Raw genomic sequence first — 14,940 nt, 5'->3', positions numbered from 1 at the left:
CCAGCCCGGAGCCAGGATGAAACGTATGCTCGCGTGCCGGTACCGGTCCGGGCTCAGCGACACCGGTTCGCCCACCGCGCTCGCGACCACAGCAGACACCAGGTCCATTCCGGTGGCGAGCTGGACGAGGTCGGGGATCATGCCGCCGGCCAATCGCGGATTGACCTCGATCACCACCGGGCCGCGGCCGGTCAGTCGGGCTTCGGTGTGTGCTGCCCCGAAGCCGAGCCCGAGTGCCTGCAACGCCCTCAAGGCCAGGGTACCGAGGGCTGCCCGGTCCGCCTCGCTGAGCACCGCCGGCACGTCGTGGCCCGTCTCGACGAAGTGCGGCGGCCTGCCAAGGCGCTTGGCGACGACCGCCACGACCTGCCTGCCGAACGTTTCGACGGAGAACTCCTCGCCCCGCACCAGCTCCTCCACCAGCACCGAGCGCGGTACCGCGGCGCCGCGCTCGTCGGTGGCACTGGCAAGCAGCGCGCCGGCGTGGTCGGCGACCTCGTTGAGGGTGGCGCACATCAGCACCCCGACCGAGCCCGAACCGGTGACGGGCTTGACGACGACCGGCAGTCCGATCGTGCCGGCCAGCCTGATGGCGCTGGCCACGTCGCCGGCGCGGCCGTAGGCCGGAATCCGAACTCCGCCGGCGGCGAGTGCCGCCCGCTGTCGGTCCTTGAGCCGGCAGCGTCGCACCGCCTCCGGGTCCGGGCCGGGTAGGCCCAACCGAGCGGCGGCTTGCGCGGCCAGGACGGTGAAGTGGTCCGAGCTCGTCGTCACGGCGGCGAGCCGGCCGCGCAGGCTTCGGCAGACCTGCACCACCTGCTCCAGGTCGCCGGTGTCGAGCAGTTCGCAGTGCAGCCCGTCGTCGAGCAGGTAGGGATAGCGAGCCGGGTCAGCCGCCAGCACCACCGGGCGCAGGCCGCGCTCCCGGGCCCGGGCGCAGAACTGCCTGCCCGAGCCGGTGGTGTTGCTTTCCACCAGCGCGAACCAGCCCTCGCTCATGCCGACCTCCGCGGTCCGGTGAGTTGCGCGACCGCGGATTCGAGTTTCCGTTCGGCCTGGTGAACCCGATGCTCGACGGCTTGCCGCCGGCCGATCAGCTCGATCAGCTCAGCGCGTGCCTCTGCCCAGCTCTGATCGAACATTCCGGGGCCGCCGCCCGCGGTGGCCGCCGCGACCAGCTTGTCGAGGTCAGCTGTGTCACCGACGACGTCCACGTCGCCGATCTCATAGAGCTCGTCGGTACCGTTCGGCTGGTGCCGTTCGGACCCCGCGATGCTCACCCGCAGCTGGGTGTCGCCACGCGCGATGGCGTCTCGTACCGCCGCGCCGACCAGGGAGTGCGCCCGCCGGAACGGCACCCCGGCGCCGACCAGCCGGTTCGCCAGTGCGGTGGCGCCCACGAATCCCTGCTCGGCTCGCTCGCGCATCCGCCCGGCCACCGGATGAGCACCGGACACCACCGCCTGTGCCAGGCACACGACATCGGTCACCGCGGACAGGCCCGGCCAGATCGCCGAAACGGCCTCGGTGCCGACCTCGACGGAGTTGGTGAACGGCGCCGCTCGGATGATCGTGGCGGCGGCGCTCCAGGAACCGATCGCGATTCCAGCCCGGGCCCGCAGATGCTCCAACAGGAAAGCGTTGCGCTTCTGCGGCATGGCCGAACTACCCCCGACCAGGCGATCCGGGAACTCGATCAGACCGAACTCGGCGCTGCTCCACAGCTGCAGGTCGGCCGCCAGCCTGCTGACCGTCAGCGCCGCGCCGGCGGCTGCCGCCAGCATCCGCAGCGCGGTGTCGCGGCTGGCGACGGCGTCCAGCGCGTGCCGCGGTGGCCTGCTGAAACCAAGCAGCTCGGCAGTGCGGGAGGCGTCGATGCCGAGGTCGGTGCCGGCCACCGCACCCGCGCCCAGCGGGCACCGGTCCAGGCAGTCCAGAGCCTGCTGCAATGCCAGCGCGTCGCGTTCCAGGGCGAAGGCGACGCCGAGCAGGTACCAGCCGTAGGTCGCGGGCATGGCGGCCTGGAAGTGCGTGTAGACGGGCATCAGCACATCACGGTGTGCGCGCGCCCGGGCCAGCAGCACCGCCGACAGTCGAGCGATCTCGGCGAGCAGTTCCAGCGAGACGGCCCGTAATCGGAGCGCGGTCGTCGTCGCGGTCAGGTCGTTGCGCGAGCGCCCGCAATGCAACCGGCCGCCGGTATCGAGGCCGAGTTGCTGGATCAGGTATGCCTCGTAGGCGAGGTAGGTGCCTCGCGGCGCGGGCAGGCCGGCCAGCGGAGCGAACCGCTCCTGCCGCAGCGCCGTGATCCGGCCCGCCAGCGCACCGGCCTGGCTCGGGGTGATCAGATGCTGCTCAGCCAGCATCACCAGGTGAGCCAGGTCCACGGTGCAGATCAGGTCGAGGTCAGGGATCGACACGGTGTCGCTGCCGTAGACCAGCCGCGCCACCCGGGGACTGACGGTCGCGGTCAACCTGCCGGCCGGCTCCGGCCGGCTCACGATGCGATCTCGCTGGTGTGGTGCGATCCGGCCGCATCCGGCAACGGCTGGCGCGCCAGCACCTGCTGGAGGCTTCGCCGAGCCCAGGGGTAGTAACTCCAGGACGGTCCCACCAGCAGCGGGTGCCGCACCCGGGTGGGCACCATGGCCGGCGGCAGGTGGTCCCGTCCAGCGATCCAGCCATCGTCGTACACCGTCTCGAGGTAGCGGTAGCCCTCGTCAGGCAACATCACCACACAGCGCCGATCGGGATGGCGGCCAGCCCACCACCGGCCGACTCGGTACGCCGCACCGCTCGTCGGGCCGTGGAAGAGGGCATGCTCACGGTGCAGTTGCCTGGTCGAGGCGTACGCCTCGGCCGCGCTGATCCAGTGAACCTCATCGAAGATCCGATGATCCAGGTTCGCCGGCAGCAGGCTGTTGCCCAGCCCTCGTAGCTCGCGCCGGCCGTGCTGAGCGCCGAAGAGCACGCTGTGCTGGGTGTCCACGCCAATCGCCTGAACGCCGGGTTCGGCCTCGCGCAGGCGCGAGACGGTACCGCACATCGAGCCGCCCGAGCCGACTGGGCCGACGACGCAGCCGATGGTGCCGAGGCTGGCGCGCAGGTGGTCGGCGACGATCGAGTACGACGCCGGATTGTCGGGATTGCTGTACTGCCGCGGGCAGAAACTGTCCGGCCGTGCGGCCATCACCTCGGCCACCCGGTGCAATCGCGCCTGCTGGAATCCGCCGGCCGGTGCGGGCTGTTCACAGATCTCTATTTCGGTGCCCAGGTCCGCCAGTCGCCGCCGCAGGCTCGCATCGATCACGGGATCGCTCACCATCACGAACGGCCGCCGCAGCAGCGCACATTGCATGGCCAGCGCGAGGCCGAAGGTTCCCGACGTGGTTTCCACCACCACGGTCTGCGGGCCGATCTGGCCGCGCGCGGCGGCAGCCAGCAGGATGTGGCGCGCGGGCACCATCTTCATGAGCGTGAACGCCGCTGCGTAGAGGTTGCCGCCCAGGTGTACCACTCGTGGCAGCAGCTGAGCCTGCGTGACCTCGGTGAACACCTGCTGTGTCATGAGCTCCCCTGGCGGCATCGCCCCGGGCGGCGGTGGGGACGTGGCCACCATGCTGTGGCCAACCACCCGGGGGTTCTGCTCAGTTCTGATCAGGCGCTGCGACTGGGGCCAGAGCTTCCCCCGGGGGGTGCTCAACAGTGAACAGCCGACCGGCGGCACCCGGCTTAACGTCGGCCCCGACAGCCACGCGGCTACCGAGTGGCCGATCGAGCCCGGAGCAAGGAGGAAACGCATGAGCGGTGATACCACCGGATCCTCGGTCCTACCGGACATCGACAAGGAGATCCTCGACATCGTCCGGCAGGTGCTCGGCCGCCAGGACGTCGACCTCGACGACGAGCTGTTCGACAAGGGCGCGACATCGCTGAGCTTCGTCCGCATCCTGGCCCGGATCAGGCAGGACTACCGCGTCACGATCTCGCCGCTCAGCTTGCCCGCGGCCACCGCGCGGCATCTTGCCAGCAGCGTCGCGGCTGGATCGTCGGCCACCGCACAGACAGGAGATGACACATGACCGAGACGGTCGCGCGTAGCTTCGAACTCACCGATGCCGAGCTCCGGCAGTTTCACCGGCAAGGGTTCTTCGGCCCCTTCGACGTGTACGAGCCTGCCCAGATGCAGCAGACCTGGCGCCGTGAGCGGATGCGGGTGCTCGACCGCAGCCATGCGGCGTACCGGGAGGAGGCGGCGCAATCCGGAAACACCAACATCTCCAACTATGACCGGCACCTCGATGTGGACTTTCTCGCCGACCACGTCACCCATCCGAAGATCGTGGACAGGGTGTCCTCGGTGCTGGGACCGAACGTGCTGTGCTGGCGCACCGAGTTCTTTCCGAAGTATCCGGGTGATGAGGGCACCGATTGGCACCAGGCGGACACCTTCGCCAACGCCTCCGGCTCGCCGCAGATCCTGTGGCCCGGCAACGGTGTGCACTTCGGCGGAACGCTGACCGTCTGGACGGCCTTCACCCCGGCCACCGAGCAGACCGGCTGCCTCCAGTTCATTCCCGGCAGCCACCAGACGATGTTCTACGACGAGACCAAGAAGATGCATTACGACCCGTCGCGGATCAACGCCGAGACCAAGTCCGGAGTGCCGCGCGGCTTCTTCGGATATGACTACCGCGAGTTGCAGATCGACGAGGACTTCGCTCCTGACGAGTCGCGAGCGGTGTCCATCGAGATGCGTCCGGGCCAGGCCGTCATGTTCTGGTCGACGCTGATGCACGCCTCCTGGCCGCACAGCGGCCAGAGCGATCAGATGCGATTGGGCTTTGCCGCACGCTACGTTCCCACCTCGGTACGGGTGTATCCCGATACCGAGGAGATCGTCGAGTACGGCGGCAGGGTCAGCCTCGAGCGGTTCGGCTCGGTGCTGGTCAAGGGTGTCAACGAGTACACCCACAACACCATGGTCACCGAAACCACGACGGGCCACCCGTTCCGGACCAGGTGATCTCACCGGCCCCGCGGCACTCGATGTCGGCCTGCCCCTCGGCGGTCACCCGATCCGCTACCAAGCAGGGGAGTAATGGATGCTAGCCGAGCGCTCCGGCCTTCCGGTGACGACCCGGGTCGCGCTCATCGAGCTGGCACGGGCGTTGCTGGAGTTCCGCCCGGCACTCGGGATGGGGATAGCGATGCCGGTCCCCACCGGCTCGCTGCTCGGTCGGATCGCGCGCTGGCTCGGACTGCCGGAGCTGGCACCGCCGGAGCAGGCCGGACCGCTGCCGCTCCCGCTCGCGGCCGGCTGGCTGCGCCTGAGCGAGCAGGCGTTGCGAGCAGAACCAGCCGTGCTCGAGGTCGATCCGGGCGCTGCCGAGCGTGTCGTTCAGGCAGTACTGAGCGACTGCGCCGCCGGCTGGCTGGATCCCGGCCCGGTTACCAGCTTCGACGGGGTCCGGCTTCGCAGCTACGTCCACGGGCGGCCGCAGGATCCACCGGTAGTCATCGCCTCGGCGTGCGGGATGCCCGCGGAGCTCTGCGAACCATGGATGCGAGCGCTGTCGCGCACCCGCCGGGTGATCACCTGGGAAACCCGGGGCTTGTTCAGCGGGCCTGCGACAGCGTCGGACTTCGACACCATGGCAGCCGGCCTGCCGGCGCAGGCCGCCGACCTGATCGCGGTACTCGATCATCATCGGGTTTCCTCCGCCCACGTAATGGGAATGTGCGGCGGCGCCGTCGTGGCCCTGGCGGCGGCGGCTTCGCGGCCGGATCGAATCAGCTCGTTGAGCCTCTGGCACGGTGATTACGAACTCGGTTCGCCGGTACCGAAGACCGCGCATCAGCAGAACCTGAAAGCTCTGATGCTGATGGCCGAGAGCAGCCGGTCCGATGCGGCGGCCATCAACAGCGCTCTGAGCAGCGTCGCGTTGGCAGGTGCGGAGGACCGAGCGAGCACGATCAGCTACCCCTACCTGGACGACGAACTGTTCTTCCGGTATTGCGTGCTCACCGGTGCTCTGATGTCGGCCGATGTCGCGTCGCTGCTCGGCAGCGTCAGCCAGCCGGCGCTGGTGATCACCAGCGATGACGACGACACCGCCCATCCGGCCGGCTCGCACGCGGTCGCTGAGCGGCTTGCCGGCGGCCACCTGCACGTCGAGCCACACGGTGATCACCTCTCGGTGTTCGCGGCCTCTGACCGGCTGTGCCTCGTACTCGAAGACTTCCTGGACGGGATCGACAACGAGGTGGCTGCGTGAGCGAGCACACGGAGATCGACTGCCGGCTGCGGGTCGCGCACGAGGACTTCATCATGCAGAACCACGTCGTGCACGGGGTATCCGTGCTGCCCGGCGTTGCTCTGATCGACATCGTCTACCGGGTGCTCCTGGCCAGTGGAACGGATGCGGCCGCCGTGACGCTGCGCGATATCCGCTTTGCCGAACCGGTCTGTACGCGAGCCGGCCTGGACCGGGAGCTGAGAGTCCTGGTAGGAACGGCCGTCAACGGCAGCCCGCACCCGGTTCGGGTGGACAGCCGCTGGAGCACGGGCGAGCAGGACTGGCACGAGAACGCCCGTGCCGAGCTGATCGTCGGGCCCCCGCAGCCGCCGGCGTACCTGGACCTGACCCGGTTCGGCGCTCCGGAGCCGGGTGACGCGATGGCACGTTTCTACCAGCGCACCGCGGGCGAAGGTATCCGGCACGGGCTTGCGATGCGCTGTAGCGGTGAGGAGCGGCGCGACCGACAACGACTGCTGATGCGGTTACGGCTGGATCCGTCCTCGGCACGCTTCGACAGCAGCTTTCACCTGCACCCGGCGAAGATGGACGCCTCGACGCTGGTCGCCTTCGGTCAGCAACTCGACGTCGGAACCGAGCCGTTCATCCCCTTGCACATCGCCTCACTGCGGGCGATGGCGCCACTGGGATCGCAGGTGCAGGTGTACGTGCCGCAACCGGAACGGCAGGCGACGAGCGGCGATCTGGTTGGCAACGACTACTGGATCACCGACGACGAGGGCCGCGTGCTGGTCGAGATAGTCGGCATGTCCTGCAAGCGTATCCGGCATCCCGAGCTGATCACCCGGCTGGTGGAGCCGGCTGCCGTCATCGGCCCGCCAGCTGGCTCGATGCCGCTTGCTGGGCCACGGCTGAAAACCGCACCGAAGCCTGAGTTGCGGGCCTACCTGCGCGAACGGATCGGCGCGCGGATCGGCCTGCCGCCCGATCAGGTGGCAGACTCGGCCGGCTTCTATGACCTCGGCCTGGAGTCGGGTGACCTGCTGCGCCTCGGCGAGGAACTGGAGGAGGTGACGGGCGCTTCGCTCTACCCGACGCTGCTGTTCGAGTTCGGAACCATCGCCAGCCTCAGCGATCACCTGTACAGCGAGTACCACATCACGCTGCCAGCCGCGAGTGGCACGGGGCCGAGCCTGGATCCGGTGCGGCCACCTGCTGCTCCCCAGACTCCCCACGCGGATGCCTGGTGTGCGCGGCCCCGGTGGCAGGCTGCCCCTGCCGCACCCGGCGGCCCGCCCGCCTCGCTGCTCGTGGTGGGCGCGGACGCGGCGTTGATCCAGGCCCTGCGCGAGCGCCACCCAGCGGTGCTGGGGCTCGGCACCGGTGACATCGACCGGCTGGCCGCCGACCCGGCAGACGGAGGCACCGGTTACGCGCTGATCGCTACCGGCTCGTCGCTGCCGGAACACCAACCGCTGTCGCAGCAGGCTGCGATCACCCTGTGGCGGCTCGGGACAGCACTCGTGCGGGCCCGTCCGACGGCCACGGTGCCGATCCTGGTGATCACCTCTGCCACCCCCGAGGGCCAGGCGCTGGCCGCCCTGGCAGCCACGATGAGCGCCGAGGCGCCGCAGCTGGCGATCCGCTGTGTCGAGGCCACCGATGTGGACCTGGCCGAAACCGTGCTGACCGAGTTGGGTGACAGCGGTTGCGAGCCGGCAGTCCGGTATGACCGCAGCGGCCGTTCGGTGCGCCGCTGGGCGCCGGTGCGGCTGGTGCCGGATGGCAGCGCACCACCTCCCGACGGGGTATACCTGATCGCCGGCGGTGCTGGTGGCATCGCGGCGCTGCTCGTCGACCAGCTCGCCGCCCGCGGCCGTCCGCGCCTGGTGCTGCTGGGCCGCAAGGCGCCGGACCAAGCGCTCGATCGCCGCATCGACCAGTGGCTCGCCGCGGGTGTGCAGGTCACGTACCTGGTTGCCGACATCGCCGATCTCGGTCAGGTCGAAGCCGCCTGCGCCCAGGTCCGGGCGACGTTCGGGCGCATCGACGGGGTGTACCACTGTGCGGGCGAACATCGCGACGGGCTGTTCTTCCGCCGGGACGCTGCCGATCTGACCCGCACCTCGGCTGCCAAGATCGCCGGCACGGTGAATCTCGACCTGGCGACGGCCGCCGACCGGTTGGCGTGTTTCGTGCTGTTCTCATCGCTGTCAGCGGTGCTGCCCAACGTCGGGCAGGCCGATTACGCCTATGGCAACGCCTTCCAGATGGCTTTCGCCGAGCAGCGCTCGGCCAGGGCCGACCGCTGGGGACGTACCCTCGCGATCGGATGGCCGCTGTGGGCCGACGGCGGCATGCGCGTGGCAGGGGCAGAGATCGCCCGCGCGAGGCAACGATCCGGCATGACTGTGCTGCCCACCGCCGCCGCGATGGATATCCTGACCGCCGCACTCGCAGGCGAGGATGCGGTGCTCGCGGTGCTGTACGGCGATCCTGGCCGGATCGGCGCGGTACTTCCGGCAGCTGACACGTCTGCGGCTGGTCACCGGGTCGTCTCACCGGCGGCCGGCCCAGTGGGGTCCGGCGATGCCGATCAGCACGACGCCATCGCGGTGATCGGCATCGCCGGGCGTTACCCGGCAGGTGCGGACCTCGAGGAGTTCTGGACGAGCCTGGCCTCAGGGCGAAGCGCGATCACCGAGGTGCCGGCCGAGCGATGGGACCATCCCTCGATCTTCGATGCCGATCCGGGCGCATCCGGTCGGACCTACGGTCGCTGGGGAGGATTCCTCGACGGTATCGAGCGGTTCGACGCAGCCTTCTTCGGCATCTCGCCCAAGGATGCCGAGCGGATGGATCCGCAGGAGCGGCTGTTCCTCACCACTGCCTGGCACACCTTCGAGAACGCCGGCTATGCCCCGACCGAGCAGGCCCACCTCGCCGTCGGGGTTTTCGTCGGCGTCATGTGGAACCATTACCAGCTCTACGCTTCCGAGGACGGCGGGGTCGCCCCTACCGCCATGCACGCGGCTGTCGCCAATCGGGTTTCCTACTGCCTGAACCTGCGCGGCCCCAGCCTCGCGGTGGACACTGCCTGCTCGTCCTCGCTCACCGCCATCCACCTGGCGATGCAGAGCCTGCTCACCGGTGACTGCGAACTTGCGCTGGCGGGTGGAGTGAACCTCGCCGTGCATCCGCAGAAGTACCTGCAGCTGGCTCAGGGCCGGTTCCTGTCGACCGACGGCCGCTGCCACAGCTTCGGGGCGGATGCCACCGGGTACGTGCCCGGCGAGGGTGTCGGCGCCGTCCTGCTGAAACCGCTGAGCCGGGCGATTGCCAACGGCGACCACATCTGGGCAGTGCTGCGGGCCAGCGCGCTGAATCACACCGGCCGCACCAGCGGATTCACGGTGCCGAGTCCGGCCGCCCAGCGGTCGCTGGTGCGGGCGGCACTGGACCGGGCCGGCTGGGAGCCGAACAGTATCGGCTACGTCGAGGCGCACGGCACCGGCACCTCGCTCGGCGATCCGATCGAGATCGAAGGGCTCAGGCAGGCGTTCGGAACCGACCGCACGACGCCCTGCCCGATCGGCTCGGTGAAATCCAACATCGGGCATGCCGAGAGTGCCGCGGGCATCGCCGGCCTGACCAAGGTGCTGCTGCAGTTGCGGCACGGCCAGCTCGTGCCCTCGCTGCACGCCGACCCGCTCAACCCGCAGATCGACTTCGCCGCGGCCGGCTTTCAGGTGCACCGCAAACTCACCGACTGGCTGCCGCGGCCGGGCTATCGCCGCCGGGCTGGTATCAGCGCCTTCGGCGCCGGCGGTGCCAACGCGCACCTGCTGGTCGAGCAGGCACCCGACCGGCCGGCTCGGCGATCCGTGCCCGGGCCGCAGCTCGTGGTGCTGTCCGCCCGTGACGAGAGCGGTGTGCGCGATGCTGCCCGGGCCTTGCTGGATCACCTGGAGCAAGACCGGCATCCGCACCCCAGCTCGACCGGATGGCCCGGCACTGTTCGGGCTGCCGTGGCCGAGAGCGCCGGCATCGATGGTGCCGAGGTGCAGCCCGACGACAGCCTGGCCGACCTCGGCATCGACGCCTCCGGAGCGCGACGGCTGGCGGCGCTGCTGGGCCTGGGACCGGTGTCGCTGGACGACAGCGTCGGCGAATTAGCTGCCAGAGCAAGCGCAACCGTGCCGGCCGGCACGGATGCCGGGTCCAGCGAGCCGATCGGCCTGGCCGACCTGGCCATGACCCTTCAGCTCGGGCGGGTTCCGATGACGAGCCGGTTCGCCGCCTGCGTAGGTGATCTCGACCAGCTCCGGGAGCGGCTCGCCGCCTTTCTCGGGGGCGAGCAGCCTGTCGGCCGGTGGTGGACCGGGCGTTGCGATGGCAGCTCGGAGCAACCGGAGCCCGAGCCGCCCGCCGATGATCTCGATGCCGTGGGTGCCTTCTGGGCCCGCGGCGGCGAGGTCGACTGGAGCGCCCGCGCGGAGCCGACCGCGCGCCGGATCCCGCTGCCCGGTTACCGTTTTCGGGAGGAGCCGTTCTGGATCGGCCGCTGGCGCGCGGCCCGTGACGTGCACCCTTCCACGGCGGAAACCGGGTCGGCGCACCTGCCGGTCACCGTAACCGGGCTTCCGGCTGCCGGCCCGCCGGCACGGGAGCTGGCAACGCCGGCCGGGCCGATGCCGGCACCGGCCGCGCCGGAGGAGGCGGCAGGTACGCCGGTGACGCTGCGCAGGCTGGACGGCGGGATCGCGCTGCTGTCGATGCAGGCCGGAGCGAACATGTTCGACACGGTCCTGCTCGACGGACTGCGGTCGGCCTTCACCGAGATCGCTGGGGACGACTCGGTACGTGCAGTGGTGCTGACCGGAACCCCCGAGGTCTTCAGCATGGGTGCCACCCCGGACGGACTGCTGCGCCTGGCAGGTGGCGACAGCCGGTTCACCGATCACCCCTTCATGTACGAGGGATTGCTCCGCTGTGACCGCCCGGTGATCACGGCCATGCAAGGACACGCCTCCGGCGGGGGACTGGCTTTCGGCCTGTTCGCCGACCTGGTCGTGCTGTCGCGGCAGGGCATGTACAGCGCCAACTTCGTCACTCTCGGCTTCACGCCCGGCATGGGCGCGAGCTTCGTCCTCGAGGAGCGGCTCGGAGCAGCCATCGCCCGCGAGCTGATGTTCACCGGCCGGTCGCTGTCCGGCGCGGAGCTGGCAGAGCGCGGCGCAGCGGTGCGGATCGTCGACGCCTCGCAGGTGATGCCGACCGCACTGGGCCTGGCCCGCTCGATCGCGCAGAAGGACCCCGGACCGGTACGGGTGCTGAAGCGTGATCTGGCCGGCCGGAGCCTGCAGAAGCTGGCTGAGGTCATTCAGCGCGAGAGCGACATGCATGACGCTGTCTTCGGTCCCGAGTCGGCAGCTCGGATAGCGGAGCACTTCGCCAAGGTAGCGGGTTTCCGGGCACCGGCCGGGTCGGCGGGGCCTGGACCGGCCGACGCCGGCGCCGCTGATCCCGGCGCAGCTGCGCCGCGCGATGCCGCTGCGGTTACCTTGTCCGCAGTGCCCGAGGCAACGATCGCCGCCGCTCCGGCCGGTGCGGCCATTCCCACCCCGGCAGCGGTCGCCGGCACCATCCGGGCCGTACTGTCGTCCGCGCTGTATCTCGAACCCTCCGCCATTGATGGGCAATCCACCTTCCATGAGCTCGGCCTCGACTCGGTGGGCGCGGTCGAGCTGGTTCGTGACCTGAACCGGGCCTACGGCCTCGACCTTGAATCGACGTCGGTATACGACCATCCGACGGTGGATCGGCTGGTGGCATTCGTGCTGGACGGCCTTCGGCGCGACCGGGCGCTGCTGGCCGCCGCGACCGCCGCTGAACCGGCGCCCGCGGCCGCGGAGCCCGGCGCGCCTCGGGAAGCCGGCGAGCACGTTCCAGCTCCTGCACCGTGGACATCGGCGCAGAGCCCGTTCCAGACACCGGCGGGCACCGTCGTGCTCAGCGCGACCGTCGCGCAAGGCCGGCCCCGCCCGGTGCCCACGATCCCCGAGCCGCCGGCCGGTCAACCGGGCGGTGAGGACCGCGGGTCCGGGGAGCACCTGACCGATCAGGACGGTGCCATCGCGGTGATCGGCATGTCCGGCCGGTTTCCCGACGCCGCGGACCTCGCCGGTTACTGGCGCAACCTGTGCGCCTCGCATGACAGTGTCCGGGAGGTACCTGCGCAGCGGTGGGATATCGCGGAGTTCTATGACCCTGACCGGCAGGCAGCCGGCCGCACCTCCAGCAAGTGGGCCGCGCTGTTGGATCGGGTGGACGAATTCGACCCGCGGTTCTTTCGACTCTCGCCACTGGAGGCGGAGGCGATGGACCCCCAGCAGCGGCTGTTCCTGCAGACCGCCTGGTCGAGCGTGGAGGATGCCGGTTATGCCGTCGATGACGGGCAGAGCCGGCGCTGGGGAGTGTTCGTCGGGTGCGCCGCCGGCGATTACCAGGAGCTGCTGCGCCAGGCCGGCCAGGATGAGACGGCGCACGCCTTCCTCGGCAACTCCAGCTCCGTGCTGGCCGCCCGGGTGGCGTACCTGATGAACCTGACGGGGCCGACGATGGCGCTCGACACGGCCTGCTCGTCGTCACTGGTGGCGGTGCACCTTGCCTGCGAGAGCATCCGCGCCGGCGACTGCGACGCGGCCCTTGCCGGTGGGGTGGCGCTGATGCTCACACCGCGGATGCACATCCTGACGAGCAAGGCCGGCATGCTGTCACCCACCGGCAGGTGCGCCCCGTTCGACGCCGGCGCCGACGGGATCGTGCTCGGGGAGGGTGTGGGCTGCGTCTTGCTGAAGCGGCTGGATCGCGCGATGGCCGACGGCGACCACGTTCACGGCGTCATCCTCGGCAGTGGCGTGAACGGCGACGGCCGGACCAACGGCATCACCGCGCCGAGTGCTGCGTCGCAGAGCAGCCTGTTGTCTCGGGTGCACGAGTCGGCCGGCGTGTCCGCCGCCGACATCACCTATGTCGAGGCCCATGGCACGGGCACGCCGCTGGGCGATCCGATCGAGGTTGTCGCGCTGAGCGAGGTGCTCGGAAACCGGCAGCGCTCGCAAACCTGCGCGGTGGGATCGGTCAAGGGCAACATCGGGCACACCACGATGTCGGCCGGAATCGCCGGCCTGCTCAAGGTGTTGCTGTCGCTGCGGCACCGCCAGCTGGCGCCGACCCTGCATTTCGGTTCGGCGAATCCCGGCATCGATTTCGACAGCAGCGGCCTGGTGCCCGTCACCGCTGTCCGCGACTGGCATGCTGGGCCGTCCGGACGGTTGGTCGGCGCCGTCAGCAGCTTCGGCTTCAGCGGCACCAATGCGCATGTGGTGCTCGGCGAGGCACCGGTTCCCGCCAGCTCTGACCACCGTGACGGCGCCGTGCTGGTACCGGTGTCGGCCCGAACCGCGGCGGGTCTGCGGCAACTGACCGCAGCATTGGCAGACGCGCTCACTGATCCTCGCCCCGGCCTCGGGCTGGCCGACGTGGCGTTCACCCTGACCACGGCACGCGATCACTATCCGTACCGTGCGGTGTTCCTGGCCGATGGCCTCGAGCCGCTGGCGCGCGCGCTGGCTTCCTTCGACGGCTCTGCTACCGGAGCCGTGGTGCTGACCGGTATCTATCAGGACGAGCAGGTCGAGCAGGCGCGGCAGTACCTGTCCGGCGGTGCCCTGCGCTGGCGCTCTCCGGCGGGCCGCCGTTGCTCCCTTCCCGGAACGCCGTTCGCCACCCAACGGTATTGGATTCGAGCACCCATGACGGCCACCCAGGGCGTGCCGGCAGCTGCCGACAGCCCGCCGCCCGCAGGCGAGCGATTCGTTCTTGCGGCCGACGATTGGCTGGTCGCGGAGCACCGGGTCGGTGGCGAACCGATCCTGCCGGCAGCCGCCGCGATCGAGTATGCCTTCCGAGCCGCGACCGGACCGGACAGTGGCAAGCAAGCGCTGCGCGATGTTCACCTGCTGCGTCCGATCCGCCCCATCGCTGAGCTGCGGATCACGCTGACCGGCGACCGGATCGAAATCTGTCAGGACGGCCACGCCTGCGTGCGCGCCCGGGTGGCCGACGCCGGAGTAGTCCCGGACCGGGTCGAGCTGAGCCGGTTGATGGAGCGGCTGGGGAGTTCGGTGCGTTCCGGACCCGAGCTCATGGCCTCCTTCCGCGCCGGTGGCATCGACTACGGGCCGTCGTTCGAGGCACTGCGATGGGTGCGCACGGATGGCGACCAGGCCCTCGCCCTTCTGAGGATTCCGGCCGTGCGACGGGCTGAACTGGACCATCGACCGCTGCACCCGGCGATGCTGGACGCCGCGCTGCAGACCGTTGCCGTCCTGGTTGCGGCCAGCCCCGACGGGCCGCCGGCCGTCCCGTTCGCGATCCGCCGGGTGCAGGTCTTCGGGCCGGTGCCGGTCACCGGCTATGCGCACGCATCGAGAACTCCGGACGGCTACGATGTGCGACTGCTCGACGAAGACGGCAGCGTCCGGGTGCGGTGGGAAGGCCTGGCATTGCGGCAGCTGCCCGCGGCGGCGCCGGAGCAGCCGGCTCGGGCCGCGGGCGCTGCCCAGCCGAGCGTGCTGGTCCCCCAGTGGCGACCGGCCGGCCCGCGGGCCGCAGT

7 protein-coding genes are annotated in these 14,940 nt (G+C 70.2%); 4 read left to right on the top strand and 3 right to left on the bottom strand.

All coding sequences use genetic code 11. From position 1 onward, the window contains the following. From VF542_RS19150 to VF542_RS19140, 3 genes are all read right to left on the bottom strand, one after another. On the bottom strand, positions 1 to 999 hold a 999-nt coding region (locus VF542_RS19150), incomplete at its 3' end, for an ATP-grasp domain-containing protein (RefSeq protein WP_408653297.1). Further along, the gene (gene argH / locus VF542_RS19145) at positions 996 to 2,501 is read right to left on the bottom strand and encodes an argininosuccinate lyase (RefSeq protein WP_408653296.1); all 1,506 of its coding nucleotides are present in this window, start codon (positions 2,499 to 2,501) and stop codon (positions 996 to 998) included. The genes VF542_RS19150 and argH, both read right to left, overlap by 4 nt. Then, complete coding sequence (locus tag VF542_RS19140) at positions 2,498 to 3,568, bottom strand: cysteine synthase family protein (protein WP_408653295.1); 1,071 nt, start codon at positions 3,566 to 3,568, stop codon at positions 2,498 to 2,500. Before VF542_RS19140 ends, argH begins: the two co-directional genes overlap by 4 nt. Before the next feature lie 232 nt (positions 3,569 to 3,800). Between VF542_RS19140 and VF542_RS19135 the strand changes: the two genes are divergently transcribed. The 4 genes from VF542_RS19135 to VF542_RS19120 all read left to right on the top strand — a co-directional run. Then, positions 3,801 to 4,082 (top strand): acyl carrier protein, encoded by a 282-nt coding sequence (locus VF542_RS19135; RefSeq protein ID WP_408653294.1) that lies wholly within the window; start codon positions 3,801 to 3,803, stop codon positions 4,080 to 4,082. Then, positions 4,079 to 5,026 carry a chlorinating enzyme gene (locus tag VF542_RS19130; protein ID WP_408653293.1) on the top strand — a complete coding sequence of 316 codons (948 nt, stop codon included), beginning with the start codon at positions 4,079 to 4,081 and terminating at the stop codon, positions 5,024 to 5,026. The genes VF542_RS19135 and VF542_RS19130 overlap by 4 nt, the downstream gene beginning before the upstream one ends. A gap of 79 nt (positions 5,027 to 5,105) precedes the next feature. Continuing rightward, entirely contained in the window at positions 5,106 to 6,278 is a 1,173-nt protein-coding gene (locus VF542_RS19125) for an alpha/beta fold hydrolase (RefSeq protein WP_408653292.1), read from the top strand. Continuing rightward, positions 6,275 to 14,940 (top strand): SDR family NAD(P)-dependent oxidoreductase (locus VF542_RS19120; protein WP_408653291.1); only part of this gene is annotated, 8,666 nt, incomplete at its 3' end. The genes VF542_RS19125 and VF542_RS19120, both read left to right, overlap by 4 nt.

The sequence above is a fragment of the Jatrophihabitans sp. genome (genome assembly GCF_036389215.1).
Taxonomy (GTDB): Bacteria; Actinomycetota; Actinomycetes; order Mycobacteriales; family Jatrophihabitantaceae; genus Jatrophihabitans_A.
The sequence above is the reverse complement of the archived record's forward strand: the minus strand, read 5'-3'. Positions and strand labels throughout refer to the sequence as shown.

Excerpts from the sequence above, each read along its gene's own strand:
- VF542_RS19125 (WP_408653292.1), top strand. The coding sequence starts at position 5,106 with ATGCTAGCCGAGCGCTCCGGCCTTCCGGTGACGACCCGGGTCGCGCTC.
- VF542_RS19130 (WP_408653293.1), top strand. The coding sequence starts at position 4,079 with ATGACCGAGACGGTCGCGCGTAGCTTCGAACTCACCGATGCCGAGCTC.
- VF542_RS19140 (WP_408653295.1), bottom strand. The coding sequence starts at position 3,568 with ATGACACAGCAGGTGTTCACCGAGGTCACGCAGGCTCAGCTGCTGCCA.
- VF542_RS19135 (WP_408653294.1), top strand. The coding sequence starts at position 3,801 with ATGAGCGGTGATACCACCGGATCCTCGGTCCTACCGGACATCGACAAG.